Raw genomic sequence first — 16,280 nt, forward strand, 5'->3', positions numbered from 1 at the left:
TGCGGTTCTGCGGTAACCGCTCGGGCGGATATCTGCAAGTTATTCAGGCTGCTCGTGCCACCGGCTTGTGCGGGATAGCGTACACAGGCTGCCTGTGAAGCAGTGAGGGATATAGTACTTCGTGATCGCTCGTACAGGGGACATGGAACAGACGCTCGATCTGCCGCCCGGTTATACTTTGGTCGCGTTGCGCGAGCTCGGCGACGCCTTCGCCCATGCTTGCGAGATTGCGGCGGAGGCGGGGGCCGGAACGCTTACCTGGGTGCGCCGCTACGATCTGGTCGAGTTTGCGGTGGTGCTTGAACCCGACGAGCCACTCAGCTCGGCAAGGCGGGCGTTCTTTGCCGGCATGAATGCGCTGGCGGATGCGATTGCTGCCCATTGTCCGCCGGAGCGGGAGGTTGAGTTCGACTGGCCTGACGCGATCCGCTTCGACGCCGGACTGCTCGGCGGCGGGCGGCTTGCCTGGCCCGCGGATTGCGCCGAGGACGAGGTGCCGCCATGGCTCGTTTTCGGCGTGATCCTGCGCGCGGCCGCCATGGCGCATGTTCCGGAGGTGCAGGCGGCCTCGGGCGTGTCCCTGCTGAGCGAAGGTTTCGAGATGGTCGATACCGATGCCATCATCGAAAGCTTTGCCCGGCATTTGATGACCGCGTTCGATCGCTGGAAGGAGCGCGGCTTCGAGGCGATCGCGCGGGACTATCTGGAACGGCTTCCCAAGGGCAAGGCCGGTGAGCGCCGGGGCATTGACGTGAACGGCGATCTTCTGGTGAGCCTGCCGGGCGGTAGTGGAGCGCCGGAGCGGAACAGCCTTGTGGATGCGCTGGCAAGAGCCAATTGGTATGATCCGCAGGCGCGGGGTCCGAAATTCGAATGAGACGGACATGCTGAAATTTCCGCGAACCATCAGGCTGGACCCGTCCGACACCTTCGTCTTCGACCGGGCGGCGGAACCCGGCGAATGGGCGGTTTCCGGCGCGTTCGTTTTTTGGAACCGGGATCCGGCCACGCTCGGTCAGAAGCAGCGCGTGGCGCTGCGCTCGGGCTTTCTCGGAATCGACAGTCTCGGATGGTCGACGCTTGCGGTCGTCACCGAAGCCAGCGAAGCGGAGCGGGAGGCGATGATCGAGCGGCTTGCAAGCCAGTTGCTGGAGAAATTCGGGGCGCCCGATGCGGACGCCGCTCGTCTCGCCGCCGAGGAAGAGATCGCATTCGCAGCCTCGCTCTGCGAACATCCGCCGCAGACCCTGCTCGCTGTGCAGCGCAGCGTCGAAAACGGCGAAATCCGCGAACGCTTTCGGACCCTCAAGCCGCGCGCGGTTGCCGCGGATGCCGACCGGTTGCACGCCCATGCCAGCGCCTTTACCTTCCATGAAGTCGAAGGCGATGCTGAACCTGCCGAAGAGGTCGATCTTCTCGGGCTGATCAGGACCAACGCCAGGACGACGGATCGTACATGAGAGAATTTTGGGTCGCCTCGGGCCATCACCTCACGCGCCGCGCCGGTCACGGCGGGCTGGTTGCGACGCCCGAACTCATCATGGCCTATCTGGCGCGGCCCGAATTGCTGCCGCCGGCCGATGCCTGCGAGGCCGAGCGCCATCTGCATGCGAGCCTGATGGCCGATCCGCTGCGCGCGGTCTCAAGCGGTGATATCGCCGCGCTGGCCGACCCTGACGCGCGCGAAAACTGGTCCTTCATGATGAATTTCCGCGACCGGCTGATGGCAGCGCCGTCACTGGAGGCGGTTTATGTCGCACTCGCCCGCAAGGGGGCCGGCGACCTGCCGCCGATCTTCCTGTCGCAATTGTGCCACCTGATCCTGCGCAATGCGCTCGAAGGCTGCGACGACCCTTATGTATTGCGTTCCGCGGAGCTGTTCTATCGTGGCCAACTGGCCGCCATTCACGAAGGCACGTTGCTGCTGGCCGATGCGGAAGTCATCGAGGCGGAACAGCTTGCCCAGCACGACCTGCATTCATCGCCGCTGACGGCCATGCTGCAGCAGCCGAAGTCTTTCGGCGAGATGGACGTGATGGACGACGAAAACGCCTGGACCTACTGGTCGCGGTCGGACGCGCATGCGATGGTGATGAATATCGGCGGCAACAAAAAAGCGCGCGCCGGGCTGTGCCGGGTCATCGAGCGCTGGATTGGCCACCTGCTTGGCGTTACCGTCAGCGTCGAAACGGTACCCTCGATCGAGGACCGCGACTGGCGCTGGTTCATCGGTCTCGACAGCGAGGCGACTCGGATCGGCAATGCGTTGTGGCGCGGCGACCGGCTGGAGAATGTCGTTGCTGAACGGATCGTGGCCTTGATGCGCCTGACCTTCGAAGACGTGCGGCTGGTGGATGAGCGGGTCGGCGACAAGCCGGTCTACCTCATCCTCGCCATGGGCGCGGACAAGGTAGTGAGGCTAAAGCCGCAAAATCTGATCGCGGGCTTGCCGCTGGCCGCAGCCGCGACTGTCACATGATCCACCGAATGGAGGTGCGACATGGCAATGAATGAGGCATCCCGCGAGGTCGGCGTGGTGGTGCGGCGCCGTTCGATCGACAATCCCTGGATCGACCAGCTCTGGTCGCCGGCGATGATTCTGGACGAAGTGCCCGCGACCGCGCCGTGGACTGCGCTGTCCACCGAAGCCGATGCGACGACTTATTACGCCGGCTCGGCCAGCATCGATCTCTTCAGCTCGGAGACGGCGAACTATCGCGACAACCTTGCCGATGGCGCGCCGCGGATCTGGGTCGCGTTGCGGCGTCAGGACGGTGGCAATGAACTGGAGCTGACGAAAGTGACCGCCGACCCGACCGAAGGGGAGGCGATGTTCGAAAGCGGCTGCGACGTGATCGGCACCGTGCCGATGCCGCCCGAGATCGCGTCATGGATTGCAGCCTTCGTCGATCGATTCCATGTCGAGCGCGTGTTCCACAAGCGCAAGCGGGATCGCGCCAGCGGCGATCGGCCGCGCGTGCCGGGCGGCGGGCCCGACGAGAGGATGGGTCGCAAATGAGCGGTCAGGACGAGGCCGATCGAGAGAAGGGCTTTCTGGCGCGATGGTCGCAGCGCAAGCAGGAAGCAAAACAGACCGAGCCGAAGCAGGACACGCCGGCTGCCGAAACCGGCGATTCGCCAGCTCCACCGCCAGCGCAAGCCGAAGCGGTCGAGCCGGAGTTCGATCTCTCGACGCTGCCAAAGCTCGAGGAGCTGACGGAGACCACCGATATCACCGCCTTTCTTCGCAAAGGCGTTCCTGAACATTTGCGGAATGCGGCTTTGCGAAAGTCCTGGGCGCTGGACCCCGCGATTCGCAACTACGTCAGTCCAGCACTTGAATATGCCTATGACTGGAACGCGCCGGGCGGGGTGCCCGGCGGTGGCGAACTCGGCGCAGGCGTCGACGTGGCCCGGCTCGTCGCGCAAATCATGGGCGAGCCCGCCGCCGAAATTGCGAACTCCAACGCAAATTCCGGAACAGGGACAGCTGGTCCTTCGCCGCAGTCCGCTGAACGCCAGCTCTCGGCAAAATCGCAGGAAGACCTTTCTGACGCGTCTTTGCGACCGCCTGATGAACCCGTAACGGAAACGGAACCCGTTTCAGACGCGAAACGGGACACAGGGGAATCCGCGTCGTTGGGCGAATCTGAGGCAGCGAAATCTGTTGCATTGCAGCAACGAGTGCGACGCCATGGCACCGCAAAACCGATTGTTTAGACAAAAGTATTTGCGGACATAGGCGAGGCCTATGCTACAAATTCTCTCTGGAATAATTCCAGTTCTAAAGTGTGTGCCTGAATAAGAGGCACGCGGGCGCGGGCGGGGAGAAATCGGTAGCACCATGCGTGATGCCGGACTGGAACTAGCAATCAAGGCAGCAGGTGGCGTCGGATCGCTGGCGCGAGGGTTAGGCATTGCGCAGCCCTCTGTCTCCGCATGGTCGCGCATTCCCGCCGAGCGGGTTCTTGCCGTCGAGGCGCTGACGCAGGTCGACCGTCTCGCCCTGCGTCCCGATCTCTACGGATCGTCCGAGGATCAGGTGACATCGAAATCCGAAATCGACGAGATCGACCAACTGCGTGCCGCGGAGTACGGCCTGTTGTCGTTGCTGCTCGGCAAGGCGCCAGATGCGGAAACGCTGCAACGGGTTGCGACGCTGAAGGGCGATGGATCGGATCTCGGCATGGCGCATCTCGAACTCGCGTCCGCCGCTGCGGCGGCGGGCGATCGCGCCGTCAGCAAGGAGTTCTTCGATCTCTTCGTCGGGCTCGGCCGCGGCGAACTGCTGCCCTATGCCTCCTACTATCTGACCGGCTTTCTTCACGAGCGTCCGCTGGCGCGGGTGCGCGAGGATCTGCGTGCGCTCGGAATCGAGCGCGCAGGCCCTTCGCGTGAGCCGGAAGATCACATCGCCATCCTGCTTGAGGTCATGGCGGGTCTCGCACGCGGCGACTTCGAGGCTGAGTTCGCCGAACAGGCGCGTTTTTTCGAGCGTCATCTCAAGCCGTGGGCGGCGCGGATGTTCGCCGATCTCGAAATATCGCAATCGGCGCGCTTCTACCGCGCCGTCGGCCGCACCGGCCGTGTCTTCATGGAATTGGAATCAGAGGCCTTCACGCTGTCCGAGTGATGGCGGTGAGGCAACGTGACAAGGGGAGAATGCAATGAGCAAGCCATCTGACACTAAGTCACGAACCACAGGCGTGGATCGGCGCAGCCTGTTTCTGATGGGCGGTTCGGCAGTTGCTGCAGCCGCCGTCGTGCCGCTTGCCGGTAGCGAGGCGGCCGCGGACGAGTCGCAGGCCGAGCGCGTCAAGGCGCGCTACAAGGAAACCGATCACGTCAAGAACTTCTATCGCGTCAACCGCTATTGATGGGACCACGCACATGTTGATGAAGCGAAAAGATGGATCCGCGGGCAAGGCGCGTTTGCAGGGTATCGCCGCCGGCCTCGCGTCGGGAGTTCTCGACCGCCGTACGTTCCTACGGCGGTCCGGTCTGGCAGCGGGCGCGGGCGCTGCGATCGGCCTGATGCCGCTCGGCTCGGTGCGCAAGGCGCAGGCGGGGCCAGAGAAGGTCGGCGCACCGACCGAAATCAGAAAGAACATCTGCACGCATTGCTCGGTCGGTTGCACCGTGATCGCCGAAGTGCAGAACGGCGTCTGGGTTGGCCAGGAGCCGGCCTGGGACAGCCCGATCAACCGCGGCTCGCATTGCGCCAAGGGCGCCGCGGTGCGTGAACTCGTGCATGGTGATCGCCGGCTGAAATATCCGATGAAGCTGGTTAACGGCGAGTGGCAGCGGATCTCCTGGGATCAGGCCATCAACGAGATCGGCGACAAGATGATGGAAATCCGCGCCAAGTCCGGCGCCGATTCCGTCTATCTGCTCGGCTCCGCGAAATTCTCCAACGAGGGCGGCTATCTGTTCCGCAAATTCGCGGCGTTCTGGGGCACCAACTCGATCGATCACCAGGCCCGCATCTGTCATTCGACCACCGTCGCCGGCGTCGCCAATACCTGGGGCTACGGTGCGATGACTAATTCCTACAATGACATGCGCAACTCGAAGACGATCGTCTTCATGGGCTCGAATGCCGCCGAAGCCCATCCGGTGTCGTTGCAGCACATCCTCTCCGGCAAGGAGCTCAACCGAGCCAACGTGTTTGTGCTCGATCCGCGCTTCACCCGCACCGCGGCGCACGCCACCGAATATGTCCGCTTCCGCGGCGGCACCGACATCGCCGTCATCTGGGGCATGCTGCACCACATCTTCGCCAATGGCTGGGAAGACAAGCAGTTCATCCAGCAGCGCGTCTACGGCATGGACCAGATCCGCGCCGAAGTCGCGAAATGGACGCCGGAAGAAGTCGAGCGCGTCACTGGTATTCCCGGCGAGCAGCTCAAGAAGGTCGCGGAGACCTTCGCAAAGCAGAAGCCATCGACCATTGTCTGGTGCATGGGCGGCACCCAGCACACCGTCGGCACCGCCAACGTTCGCGCTTATTGCAACCTGTTGCTGGCGACCGGCAATGTCGGCTCCTTCGGCTCGGGCGCCAACATCTTCCGTGGCCATTGCAACGTGCAGGGCGCGACCGATATCGGGCTCGATATCGTGACGCTGCCGCTCTACTACGGTCTGGTCGAAGGCGCCTGGAAGCACTGGGCGCGGGTCTGGGAAGTCGAATACGATTATCTGCAGTCGCGCTTCGACGAAGTTCCGGCAAAGGCGGGCCGACCGGCGCGCACCCGCAAGCAGAACATGGAGCTGCCGGGCATCCCGTGGACCCGCTGGTTCGATGCGACGCTCGCCAATCCTGACGACGTCGATCAGCGCGATGCTGTGAAGGGCGTCGTCGTCATGGGTCACGGCGGCAATACCGTGCCGCGCATGACGGAGATGGTGAAGGGCCTCGAAAAACTCGAACTGCTGGTGGTTGCCGACCCGCATCCGACCACGTTCGCCGCGATCTCTGAGCGCAAGAACGGCACCTATCTGCTGCCGGCCTGCACCCAGTTCGAGACCTCGGGCTCGCGAACCGCCTCCAACCGCTCGCTGCAGTGGGGCGAGCAGATCGTTAAGCCGATCTTCGAAGCGAAGGACGACTACGAGATCATCTACCGGCTGTCGACCAAGCTCGGGTTCGCCGACAAGATGTTCAAGAACATCAAGGTCGAGAACAACCGTCCGGAGCCGGAGGATCTGTTGCGTGAAATCAACCGCGGCGGCTTCTCGACCGGCTATTCCGGCCAGTCGCCGGAGCGGTTGAAGGCGCACATGAAGAACCAGGGCAAATTCGACCTGGTGACGCTGCGCGCCAAGGCGGACGAACCCGAGATCGGCGGCGACTATTACGGCCTGCCGTGGCCGTGCTGGGGCACGCCGCAGATCCGGCATCCGGGCACGCATACGCTCTACAACACCAACCTGCACGCCAAGGATGGCGGCGGCACGTTCCGCGCGCGCTTCGGCGTGGTCTACGAAGAGAAGCAGCCGGACGGCTCGGTCAAGAAGGTCAACCTGCTGTCCGAAGGCTCCTACAGCAAGGGGTCGGAGCTCACCGACGGTTATCCCGAGTTCACCTACGGCGTGCTCAAGAAGCTCGGCTGGGACAAGGACCTCACCGAAGCCGAACTCGCGACCATCAACAAGATCGGCGGCAACAATCCCGACGGCGTCGGCTGGGCGGTCGATCTTTCCGGCGGCATCATTCGCGTCACGCTGGAGCATGGCGTGATGGCCTATGGCAACGGCAAGGCCCGCGCGGTGGCGTGGAATCTGCCGGATCCCGTGCCGGTGCATCGCGAGCCGATCTACACGGCGCGGCCCGATCTGGTCGCGAAGTACCCGACGCGTCCGGACGGGCGTCAGTTCCGCATGGCCAATCTCGGCTTCTCGCTTCAGAAGGCCGCGGTGGAGAAGGGGCTTGCCAAGCAATTCCCGATCATCCTGACCTCCGGCCGTCTGGTCGAATATGAAGGCGGCGGCGAAGAAACCCGGTCGAACAAATGGCTCGCCGAATTGCAGCAGGACATGTTCGTCGAGGTCAACACGTCGGACGCCGCCGAGCGCGGCATCAAGGACGGCGGCTGGGTCTGGGTGTACGGCCCGGAAAACAGCTCGAAGGCCCGCGTCAAGGCGCTGGTCACCGACCGCGTCGGCAAGGGGGTGGCGTTCATGCCATTCCACTTCTCCGGCTGGTTCCAGGGCGTCGACCAACGCAGCAAATATCCGAAGGGCAACGACCCGATCGTGCTGGGTGAAAGCGTCAACACGATCACGTCCTACGGCTACGACCCGGTCACCGGCATGCACGAGGGCAAGGTGACCCTGTGCCAGATTCAAGCGGCGTGAGAGGAGAATAGATCATGGCTCGCGTCAAATTTCTTTGTGATGCCGACCGTTGCATCGAGTGCAACGCCTGCGTGACGGCCTGCAAGAACGAACATGAAGTGCCGTGGGGCATCAATCGCCGCCGCGTCGTCACCATCAATGACGGCAAGCCCGGCGAACGCTCGGTCTCCATGGCCTGCATGCACTGCACGGATGCCCCGTGCGCCGCGGTGTGCCCGGTATCGTGTTTCTACACCACCGCCGATGGCGTCGTGCTGCACTCCAAGGATCTGTGCATCGGTTGCGGCTACTGCTTCTACGCCTGTCCGTTCGGTGCGCCGCAATATCCGAAGGTCGGCAACTTCGGCTCGCGCGGCAAGATGGACAAGTGCACCTATTGCGCAGGCGGGCCGGAAGCCGACTCGACGCCGGCAGAATACGCCAAATACGGCGCCAACCGTTTGGCCGAAGGCAAGCTGCCGATCTGCGCCGAGATGTGCTCGACCAAGTCGCTGCTCGCCGGCGACGGTGCGATCATCGCCGAGATCTACAAGGAGCGGGTGATGAAGCGCGGTTACGGCTCGGGCATGTGGGGCTGGAAGACCGCCTACAGCGATTCACCGACCGGCTGATGCAACGGCCGCCGCGCTCCGCGCGGCGGCATCAGGGTAATTCCGATAACCGAAAGGCGTTGTGCAAATGCCAGGCTCTCTTTCAAATCTCAAATTCGCTGTTTTCAAGCCGCTGCTTGCCGCGCTCGCGCTGTTGTTCGTGTTCGCACAGCCCGCGGCCGCGCAGATTTCCTTCAAGCCGACCGCCGAGGCCGTTCAGGAAGACAAGCTCCTGAACGCACTGAAGGAGGGCGACAAGATCTCCGGGCGCGTAACGATCCCCGACGGGATGGCTGCCAGCCTGATCCAGCCCGCCGGGCGCGACTGGCGCGACTTCCAACGCAGCAAGCTGCCGTGGATTGGCGGCATTGCCATCCTCGGCATGCTGGCTGTGCTCGCGATCTTCTTGATGGTGCGCGGCCGGATTCGCATCGAGGACGGGTTTTCGGGCAAGACGATGCTGCGGTTCGCCAGCTTCGAACGCTTCACCCACTGGCTGACGGCAAGCTGTTTCATCGTTCTGGCGCTCTCGGGTCTGAACGTCAGCTTCGGACGCACCCTGATCCTGCCGCTGTTCGGCGCGGACGCCTTTGCGGCCATGTCGGCCTGGGCCAAGCTTGCGCACAACTACCTGGCATTCCCGTTCATGCTGGGGATCGCGATCATGTTCGTGATCTGGATCAAGGACAACATCCCCGGGAAGCTCGACCTGCAGTGGATCAGGGAAGGCGGTGGCTTCTTCTCCAGGGGACATCATACGCCGGCCAAGCGCTTCAACGCCGGACAAAAAGGCATCTTCTGGATCGTGATCATCGGCGGCGTGCTGATGTCGGTGTCCGGCTGGTTCCTGCTGTTCCCGTATCTTCCGGGCAACGTCACGGCGCTCCAGTTCTGGACGGTGATCCACGCCGTGATCGCGATGCTCTTCATCGCCGCCATGCTGGCGCACATCTATATCGGCTCGATCGGCATGGAGGGGGCGTTCGACGCCATGGGAACCGGAGAGGTCGATCTCAACTGGGCCAAGGAGCATCACGCGATCTGGGTCAAGGAACAGCAGGCAAAGGGCGAAGCTCCATCGGACAGCCCGGCCCGCGCAGTGCCGGCCGAGTGATGTGGCGCGGCTCAAGTCAAACGTGAGGAAGTGACATGAAATCCTTTGTTGCGGCTCTGGCGTTTGCCATCGTCGCTGCCGTCGGCGTCGCGATGGTGCTCAACAACGTTCAGGAGTCGAGCTCCGTCGCCTTTACGACCACGGGCGCCAGGGTTGGCGATCCCGGCCATAATCTGATCGGCCCGAGCTGACGCCGGCGGTGGGCGCGCCTGACGTCAAGCTGGCGTGGCCGGTCGAAATCCGCCTGCCGAAGGATCGTCGCACCTTGCGCGTTGCCTTCGACGATGGCCGCATATGCGAGCTCTCCGCCGAATTGCTCCGGGTCACCAGCCCGTCGGCCGAGGTGCAGGGGCATTCCGAGGCCGAGCGCAAGACCGTCGGAGGCAAGCGTAATGTCACCATTCTTTCGGTCGATCCTGTCGGCAATTATGCCATCAGAATAGGGTTCGACGACATGCACGCGACCGGCATCTACTCCTGGGCGTTCCTGCGCGATCTCGGTGAGAATGCCGAGCGGCGCTTTCAGGATTACCTCGACGACCTGCAGGCCAAGGGGCTCGACCGCGACAGGCCGGGCGTACGCTGAGGGCCCGCGGGAATGGCATCGAGGGATTCGGCGAAAGCTTCATGTCGCAAGGGAGGCGGATCAGCGCTTCTGGCGCTTGCAGCCGTGTTGATCGCGCTACCGATCGGTGCAACGTCCGCCGTCGCACAACTGCGCGGGCATGGCGGGCCGGTTCGGGCGCTGGCGATCTCGGCCGACGGTCAAAGCGCCATCTCCGGCAGCTTCGATTCGACCGTGATCCGCTGGTCGCTGACGCGCAATACGGCCGAGCAGGTGCTTCGTTTCCATTCCGATGCGGTCAACGCGGTCGCGCTGCTCGGCGAGGGACGTACCGCGACCGCCGGCGCCGACGGCCGCATTGCACTCTGGACCCTTGGGAAGGCAGAGCCGGACGCGGTACTCGAGGGCCACACCGCGCCGATCGTGGCGCTCGCCGTATCGCCTGATGGCGCGACGCTCGCGTCGGCCTCATGGGATCACACGGTGCGGCTCTGGCCGCTCGCAGGCGGCGCGCCGCGCGTGCTCGATGAGCATACGCAAAATGTCAACGGGGTGGCGTTCACCGCCGATGGCCGCGCCCTGGTCAGCGTCAGCTACGACCTCAGCGTTCGCATTTGGCCGCTGTCGGGCGCGCAAACGCCGACCGTCGTTCCGATGCCGACACCGCTCAACGCCGTGGCCGCAGGCGCTGACGGTGAAATCGCGGTCGGCGGCGCCGACGGCAAGGTTTACTTCCTGACCGCCGGTGGCGTGCGGACCGGCGAGGTTGCGGCAGGGTCAAGACCGGTGATCTCGATTGCGATTTCACCTGACGGCGCGCATGTGGCCGCGGCGGGCATCGGTGGCGCGGTCGGGGTGATCGATCGCAAGGCGCGTACGCTCGCGCGCACGCTGGTCGGCCCCGGCCTTCCGGTCTGGTCGGTCGTATTCTCGCGCGACAGCCGCACGCTGCTCACGGGCGGCGCGGATAACATCATCCGGCGCTGGAACGCCGCGACGGGCGAGCCGGTCGATCCGCTTCTCGTGGAAACGGCAGGCGATCCGCTCGCCGCCTATGCCGGCGATCGCGGTGCCGAGGTGTTCCGTGCCTGCGTCGCCTGCCATACGCTCGGCGCCGATCAGGCCAACCGCGCTGGCCCGACGCTCGCCGGCATCTTCGGCCGACGGATTGCAACCGCGCCCGGCTATAATTTTTCCGAAGCGCTCAAGCGCCTCGATATCGTCTGGACGCCGGAGACGGTTTCCAAACTGTTCGAAGTAGGGCCGCAGGCCTACACGCCCGGCACCAAGATGCCGGAGCAGCGTATCGGCTCGGAGCAGGACCGCGCCGCGCTGGTGCAATTCCTCGAGCGGGCGACGAAACGATAGGGCCGATCGACGCTGTGATTATCCCGCCTTCGTCAATGCTTCGTCGGGGCCGAAAAGACCAGCGACATATCCTCATACTCCTCGATCGGAAGCTTGGTGACGCCCGCGGAGGCCGGAGATTTCTTCGACAACGCCACGCCAGTGGTTACCGTAGGACGTTCGTTGGAAATTGAATACGAGCGCAATGTGGTTGCGACAGCGAGCAGGGCGACTGCCACGAATCCGGAAATCAACAGATGCTTCATGGAAAACTCCGTTGGTTCGATATGCAATGTGGCTGGCACCACTGCACTACGACCAACGATCACGCGCGAATGTGGTCTGTATCACCTATCACGATCTTGTTTTTAGCGAAGTGCCTTGAGTTCCATCGCGCGCCGCGGGGCGAAGCTTCCACGCTGTGTGAATTGAGTCTCGCAAATTGTGACGGCAGCGCGCCTCTCATGAATTGCGCCTGAAGCGAATTTGCTTACGGGGTCGGGCGACGACCGGTCCGGGGGTTGAGCGGACCCGTTGGCCGGCGCCGCAGCGCTTCCGGGAGGAACTCTTCGCCTGAATCGGGAGCGGCGCTGGCGCGGACGTCTGCTGCGGACTGGGCGCGTTCGTGTGGCGTCTGGTTGTCGTTGAATCTTCGCTTCACGTCGACGCCGTCAACGGGATCGTTGACGCCATGCTGAGTGTCTCTGAAGTCACTCATCGAATCCTCCCGACACCTTCACGCTCTGCAAGCCGGCAACGCTAACTGGAGAACCGTGTTCCCCTACGTCCGCCCAGAAACCCGGTCAAATTGAAGCACCAGGTGGAACTGGCAGTGCCGCGCCCGATTTGACTCAAGTACAGCGAGATGGAGCGCCAGATGAGCGACAGCACCGTCAAGAAAGTGTCCAGCAAGACTGCCCCGAAAGGGGACATGGGCCAAACCTATCTCGTTTCCGGCAAGCGCCTCTCGATGCGCTTATGGGAAAACGAGAAGCCGCAAACCGACGTATCAAACCGGAGGGATTATGAAACGGTGGGATACGTCATGAATGGACGTGCTGAACTTGTCATCGAGGGCCAGACCATAAAGCTGGAGCCGGGCGATTCCTGGCTGGTGCCTGCGCATGCCGAACACAGCTATCGCATCCTCGAGCCGTTCACGGCCGTGGAGGCAACCGCGCCGCCCGCGCAGGTGCATGGCCGCGACGAAGCTAAAGCGTAGCCGGGCACACAACAGGAATTTGGGAGAACGTGATGGGACTCGAAGCAGTCTATTTCATCGGAGCGTTCGTGCTTCTTACCGCGCTGATCTATGGGACGCTGAGCTATCGTTACCGCAACAGGGCTGCGACGCGGGCCGGCGATGAAATCGTGAAGCAGCGGTATCGGGAGAACCAGGGCTGAGCTTTGCAGACAAGGAGTGACGGCTTCGTACCCCCGGTGAGGCAACGGGTCGCGCGATGCGCGCCCGATGGCTCATTCGGGCTATGATTCTATATCCCCACATCGCCTGCGCCGGACTGGGGATCGCATCAATCACTGGACGCCTTGCGAGTCCTTGGCGCCGAGTGCGGTCTTGTTGCCGGCGTCGCGACCGGGGACGCTGACATGAATCTCGTGCCCTTGGCGGATCGCCAGCGACGCGGCCGCGACGGCCGCTTCGAAGGCTGCTTCCTTCGTATCGTATCTGTGCGGCGCGTTGCCGTCATGGAGGACCGTCCAGCCGTCCGGCTCGGAGACGATCATGTATTCGGCCAATCCCATTTGAGCCTCCCTATTGTTCGCAAGGGCAACGTGGATACCCGTTGCCGGGTTCCGATCCAGTGGCCGTTGGCAGCGCGTCACGCGCGCACGCAAGTACAGGCTACGGGGCTAGCCTGGCTTGTAGGTTGCTCAGGTTTTCGGGGGACGTCCACGCTTGGCGAATGTCAGCCCCTGCATGTCGGCCGCGTTCTGCAGGAGGCCTGCGCGCTTCAAGGCTTCGCTTCGCGCAGGACCATGAGGCATGGCCCGTGCCCGCTCCAGCGCAGCCAGCGCTTCCATATGCAGGTCCTGCTGGGGCCGATCTTCGACCTTCTTTTTGTCCATTCGGAGAGCTTAAGAGGCTGGAACCCCAGCTGTCTGCACGGTTCTAGACGTTGGAACCCAGTGTCCACCGATTCATCGGAACTAAATCCCGCGCTTTCCGCTTCCCATTATGGAGGTGTCCAAATGAGCAAGCCCACCGATGATCCGCGCCAGCAGACCGACTGGGGATCGCATAAGCAAACTGACAAGCCGTGGAAGGAGAAGCCTGAGAAGGACCAACGGTCGTCGTCAAAAATCGACTTGGAAAAATGGCATGAGACCAACACCCATTAGCCCGGGCCGCGGGATGGATGGAAATGCTGCAGATGCTTGAAGAGAAACTGAAGGAAGCAATCGTAGCTGAGCTGAAACGGCAAGCGGCGAATAATCCGCAGTCGCTGAGAATCGAGGACTCCGAAGATCTCGTCGTCAAGGGCAAGATCGATCTGGACGACCTGGCGATGGTGATTGCGGGAGCTGTGGCAGGAGGGCCGTGAGCGCATCAGTGACGGCCTCCTCCGCTACTGCAGGAACGGAGATTGCTGCCGGGCGTTCTTCCAGAAATGGTTGGATGCAAAGATGACGGAACCACTGCCCCTGTTGATAGAGAGTTCGATTGAAATCGCCTGGGACTATCTCGAGCGGACGGGAGAGCTGGGCGATGCGATGGTGGCCGGGCGCTTCCTCAGTGACACGATAGAATTGATGGTGCGGCGTGGCGAGCGGCGGCGGTTGATGCTGGCCAACAAGGCGATCACGGCCTATCAGCAATTCAGGCGGCACCAGTCCGAACATCCGGTGCTTGCCTCGGCCTGATGACGCTCGTTGTTCGTATCGGCGAGCGCAGGTTAAGGAGTCGCTTCAACCAAAGGCGCTTCTGGGGCAGGCAGGCTTCGATCGTTCACATCATGCCCGGTGCTCTGCGGCTTTGCCCCGAAGCTCCTCGATCATCTGCTGGGCACCCGAGCGAGTCAGCAATTCACCGGATTTGTCGGGAATGTCAGCGGCGTCGCAGAGGCGCTTAATTTCTTTCCTTTGCTCTTCCGTCATCGGATCGGTATGGGCATTCAGAACCATGGTGACCTCCTTTATGTCTGACTAACCTGGAGGATGGAGGCACGTTCCGGTCTCTGCGTCGCGGATGGCGGACGCAGACAGTTGGTCGCGCGCTGGCGGCGGCTGGGGATCGAAGTCTGATCAACAGCGTTTAGAGTCCATGAAAATGGACGGCGAGACCGTGCGCATTTGCGACGTCGAGACCATTGCTCAGGAGAAGGGCAGACTGATCCGCGTAAGCTACGAGCAGAGCAGACGCGACGGTGAACAACAACAGCGCAAGCGCGATATTTACGACAACGGCAATTCAGCCACCATTCTGCCCTACGATCCCGACCGCAAGACCGTGCTGCTCACCCGGCAATTGCGGCTGCCGGTATTTTTGCGGGACGGCATGGAGCGAACCGTGGAGGCGTGCGCCGGCAAGCTCGATGGCGAGGAGGCCGAACGGCGCATTGTGAAAGAGATGCAGGAGGAACTCGGTTACAAGATCACGAATGTGCAACGATTGTTCGAGCTTTATGTGAGTCCAGCCGCGATCATGGAAAAGGTCGTGTTCTTCACCTGCGCCTATTCACCGGCGAACAAGGTGTCCGACGGCGGCGGCCTCAAGGAAGAGGGGGAAGATATCGAGATAGTCGAGACCACGCTGGAAGAGGCTGCTGCGATGATCGCGACCGGGGAAATCGTCGACGCAAAGACGGTCGTTCTCATCCAATATTTGAGCAGCCGCATTCAGGATATCCCCGGCTAAGCCTAAGCCGCGACAGCGAGCACCGGCCGTGCGAGCGTTCGCTCATTACAGGAAGGGCTTTCCGCCAGTCACTGCGATGGTCGCACCGGAGACGTAGCTGGAGAGCGGATCAGCCAGCATGACATAGGCGGTCGCCAATTCGACAGGCTGGCCCGGGCGCTTCATCGGAACCTGCTTGCCAAAATTCTTCACGGAGTCCTCAGGCAGGGTCGAGGGGATGAGCGGTGTCCAGATCGGCCCGGGCGCGACCGCATTGGCGCGAATGCCCTTCTCGGCCAGCATCTGCGCCAGCCCTGCCGTGAAATTGTGGATCGCTCCCTTGGTCGTTGCATAGGCCAGCAGGCTTGGGTTGGGCACATCTGAATTGATCGACGCAGTGTTGATGATGCAGCTTCCCGGTTTCATGAGGGGGACGGCCGCCTTGGTGAGATAGAACATCGCGTGGATGTTGACCTTGAAGGTCAACTCCCATTCCTCGTCGCTGATATCCTCGATGGACTTGAAGCTGGCCTGATGTGCGGCGTTGTTGACGAGGATATCGATGCCGCCGAACTCCGATACGGCTTTCGCGATCACAGCCTGGCACTGATCAGGGTTCTGGATGTCGCCCGGAAGAAGAACGGCCTTTCTGCCGGCTTCCGTCACCAGCCGTTCGGTTTCGCGAGCATCGTCGTGCTCCTCGAGATAGGAGATCAGGACGTCGGCTCCCTCCCTGGCGAACGCAATAGCGACCGCGCGGCCAATGCCGCTATCGCCCCCGGTGATGACCGCTTTCTTACCGTTGAGCCGGCCGCTGCCTTTGTAAGAAGTTTCGCCATGGTCAGGCAGCGGATTCATCGCGCCGGTGGTGCCCGGCATCGGCTGATGCTGGCTGGGAAAAGGTGGGCGTGGATAGTGCAGCATCGTATCTCTCTCCAGAAAGCGGCTCCG

The 16,280-nt window shown here is 62.7% G+C and carries 25 protein-coding genes; 19 read left to right on the forward strand and 6 right to left on the reverse strand.

What is annotated here, in order from left to right; genetic code table 11:
* Nucleotides 1-142: 142 nt before the first annotated feature.
* The 13 genes from LMTR13_RS13225 to LMTR13_RS13280 all read left to right on the forward strand — a co-directional run bounded on the left by LMTR13_RS13225 (nt 143) and on the right by LMTR13_RS13280 (nt 11,494).
* A complete protein-coding gene (locus tag LMTR13_RS13225) occupies nt 143-877 on the forward strand; it encodes a biotin/lipoate--protein ligase family protein (RefSeq protein ID WP_065728264.1) in 735 nt (244 codons plus the stop codon).
* Between the two features lie 7 nt (nt 878-884).
* The gene (locus LMTR13_RS13230) at nt 885-1,460 is read left to right on the forward strand and encodes a DUF6505 family protein (RefSeq protein WP_065728265.1); all 576 of its coding nucleotides are present in this window, start codon (nt 885-887) and stop codon (nt 1,458-1,460) included.
* Nucleotides 1,457-2,479: a DUF6352 family protein gene (locus tag LMTR13_RS13235; RefSeq protein ID WP_065728266.1), complete on the forward strand. Its 1,023-nt coding sequence runs from the start codon at nt 1,457-1,459 to the stop codon at nt 2,477-2,479. Before LMTR13_RS13230 ends, LMTR13_RS13235 begins: the two co-directional genes overlap by 4 nt.
* A 21-nt stretch (nt 2,480-2,500) precedes the next feature.
* Complete coding sequence (locus LMTR13_RS13240) at nt 2,501-3,019, forward strand: DUF3305 domain-containing protein (RefSeq protein WP_236843373.1); 519 nt, start codon at nt 2,501-2,503, stop codon at nt 3,017-3,019.
* Nucleotides 3,016-3,720 (forward strand): DUF3306 domain-containing protein, encoded by a 705-nt coding sequence (locus LMTR13_RS13245; protein ID WP_065728268.1) that lies wholly within the window; start codon nt 3,016-3,018, stop codon nt 3,718-3,720. Before LMTR13_RS13240 ends, LMTR13_RS13245 begins: the two co-directional genes overlap by 4 nt.
* Before the next feature lie 124 nt (nt 3,721-3,844).
* The gene (locus tag LMTR13_RS13250) at nt 3,845-4,633 is read left to right on the forward strand and encodes a molecular chaperone TorD family protein (RefSeq protein WP_065728269.1); all 789 of its coding nucleotides are present in this window, start codon (nt 3,845-3,847) and stop codon (nt 4,631-4,633) included.
* Between the two features lie 34 nt (nt 4,634-4,667).
* Nucleotides 4,668-4,877 (forward strand): hypothetical protein, encoded by a 210-nt coding sequence (locus LMTR13_RS13255; RefSeq protein ID WP_065728270.1) that lies wholly within the window; start codon nt 4,668-4,670, stop codon nt 4,875-4,877.
* A gap of 13 nt (nt 4,878-4,890) precedes the next feature.
* Complete coding sequence (locus LMTR13_RS13260; RefSeq protein ID WP_065728271.1) at nt 4,891-7,857, forward strand: formate dehydrogenase subunit alpha; 2,967 nt, start codon at nt 4,891-4,893, stop codon at nt 7,855-7,857.
* 14 nt (nt 7,858-7,871) lie between these two features.
* Nucleotides 7,872-8,468 (forward strand): formate dehydrogenase FDH3 subunit beta, encoded by a 597-nt coding sequence (gene fdh3B / locus LMTR13_RS13265; RefSeq protein WP_028348819.1) that lies wholly within the window; start codon nt 7,872-7,874, stop codon nt 8,466-8,468.
* Nucleotides 8,469-8,535: 67 nt separating this feature from the next.
* On the forward strand, nt 8,536-9,561 hold the full coding sequence (locus LMTR13_RS13270) for a formate dehydrogenase subunit gamma (RefSeq protein WP_065728272.1): 1,026 nt from the start codon (nt 8,536-8,538) through the stop codon (nt 9,559-9,561).
* 35 nt (nt 9,562-9,596) lie between these two features.
* Entirely contained in the window at nt 9,597-9,752 is a 156-nt protein-coding gene (locus LMTR13_RS41700; protein WP_197521095.1) for a hypothetical protein, read from the forward strand.
* A gap of 8 nt (nt 9,753-9,760) precedes the next feature.
* Nucleotides 9,761-10,147 (forward strand): gamma-butyrobetaine hydroxylase family protein, encoded by a 387-nt coding sequence (locus LMTR13_RS13275; protein ID WP_236843374.1) that lies wholly within the window; start codon nt 9,761-9,763, stop codon nt 10,145-10,147.
* A gap of 84 nt (nt 10,148-10,231) precedes the next feature.
* Nucleotides 10,232-11,494, forward strand: coding sequence for a c-type cytochrome (locus LMTR13_RS13280; RefSeq protein WP_335622082.1), 1,263 nt, complete (start codon nt 10,232-10,234; stop codon nt 11,492-11,494).
* 32 nt (nt 11,495-11,526) lie between these two features.
* Here the strand turns inward: LMTR13_RS13280 and LMTR13_RS13285 are convergent, their stop codons facing one another.
* Together LMTR13_RS13285 and LMTR13_RS39215 are read right to left on the reverse strand one after the other, a co-directional pair.
* Nucleotides 11,527-11,739: a hypothetical protein gene (locus LMTR13_RS13285; RefSeq protein ID WP_065728273.1), complete on the reverse strand. Its 213-nt coding sequence runs from the start codon at nt 11,737-11,739 to the stop codon at nt 11,527-11,529.
* Between the two features lie 224 nt (nt 11,740-11,963).
* A complete protein-coding gene (locus LMTR13_RS39215; RefSeq protein ID WP_083219025.1) occupies nt 11,964-12,191 on the reverse strand; it encodes a hypothetical protein in 228 nt (75 codons plus the stop codon).
* A gap of 159 nt (nt 12,192-12,350) precedes the next feature.
* Between LMTR13_RS39215 and LMTR13_RS13290 the strand changes: the two genes are divergently transcribed.
* On the forward strand, nt 12,351-12,695 hold the full coding sequence (locus tag LMTR13_RS13290) for a cupin domain-containing protein (protein WP_065732651.1): 345 nt from the start codon (nt 12,351-12,353) through the stop codon (nt 12,693-12,695).
* A gap of 32 nt (nt 12,696-12,727) precedes the next feature.
* The gene (locus tag LMTR13_RS40710; RefSeq protein ID WP_156795607.1) at nt 12,728-12,877 is read left to right on the forward strand and encodes a hypothetical protein; all 150 of its coding nucleotides are present in this window, start codon (nt 12,728-12,730) and stop codon (nt 12,875-12,877) included.
* Nucleotides 12,878-13,009: 132 nt separating this feature from the next.
* Here the strand turns inward: LMTR13_RS40710 and LMTR13_RS13295 are convergent, their stop codons facing one another.
* Entirely contained in the window at nt 13,010-13,237 is a 228-nt protein-coding gene (locus LMTR13_RS13295) for a DUF2188 domain-containing protein (protein ID WP_065728274.1), read from the reverse strand.
* A 129-nt stretch (nt 13,238-13,366) separates the two neighbouring features.
* A complete protein-coding gene (locus LMTR13_RS13300; RefSeq protein WP_065728275.1) occupies nt 13,367-13,561 on the reverse strand; it encodes a hypothetical protein in 195 nt (64 codons plus the stop codon).
* A 123-nt stretch (nt 13,562-13,684) separates the two neighbouring features.
* Here LMTR13_RS13300 and LMTR13_RS41705 point away from each other — a divergent pair, with 123 nt between their 5' ends.
* The 3 genes from LMTR13_RS41705 (at nt 13,685) to LMTR13_RS13310 (ending at nt 14,356) form a co-directional block, all read left to right on the forward strand.
* Nucleotides 13,685-13,834 carry a hypothetical protein gene (locus LMTR13_RS41705; RefSeq protein WP_197521096.1) on the forward strand — a complete coding sequence of 50 codons (150 nt, stop codon included), beginning with the start codon at nt 13,685-13,687 and terminating at the stop codon, nt 13,832-13,834.
* 23 nt (nt 13,835-13,857) lie between these two features.
* Nucleotides 13,858-14,037 (forward strand): hypothetical protein, encoded by a 180-nt coding sequence (locus LMTR13_RS13305; RefSeq protein ID WP_156795608.1) that lies wholly within the window; start codon nt 13,858-13,860, stop codon nt 14,035-14,037.
* 82 nt (nt 14,038-14,119) lie between these two features.
* Entirely contained in the window at nt 14,120-14,356 is a 237-nt protein-coding gene (locus LMTR13_RS13310; protein WP_065732652.1) for a hypothetical protein, read from the forward strand.
* Nucleotides 14,357-14,446: 90 nt separating this feature from the next.
* Here LMTR13_RS13310 and LMTR13_RS40715 read toward each other — a convergent pair whose 3' ends face one another.
* On the reverse strand, nt 14,447-14,617 hold the full coding sequence (locus LMTR13_RS40715) for a DUF3072 domain-containing protein (RefSeq protein WP_156795609.1): 171 nt from the start codon (nt 14,615-14,617) through the stop codon (nt 14,447-14,449).
* A gap of 64 nt (nt 14,618-14,681) precedes the next feature.
* On the opposite strand from LMTR13_RS40715, the gene LMTR13_RS13315 reads away from it, so the two are divergent.
* Complete coding sequence (locus tag LMTR13_RS13315) at nt 14,682-15,350, forward strand: NUDIX hydrolase (protein ID WP_083219026.1); 669 nt, start codon at nt 14,682-14,684, stop codon at nt 15,348-15,350.
* Nucleotides 15,351-15,395: 45 nt separating this feature from the next.
* Here the strand turns inward: LMTR13_RS13315 and LMTR13_RS13320 are convergent, their stop codons facing one another.
* A complete protein-coding gene (locus LMTR13_RS13320; protein ID WP_065732654.1) occupies nt 15,396-16,253 on the reverse strand; it encodes an SDR family oxidoreductase in 858 nt (285 codons plus the stop codon).
* Between the last annotated feature and the right edge of the window lie 27 nt (nt 16,254-16,280).

The sequence above is a fragment of the Bradyrhizobium icense genome, from assembly GCF_001693385.1.
Classification (GTDB): domain Bacteria; phylum Pseudomonadota; class Alphaproteobacteria; order Rhizobiales; family Xanthobacteraceae; genus Bradyrhizobium; species Bradyrhizobium icense.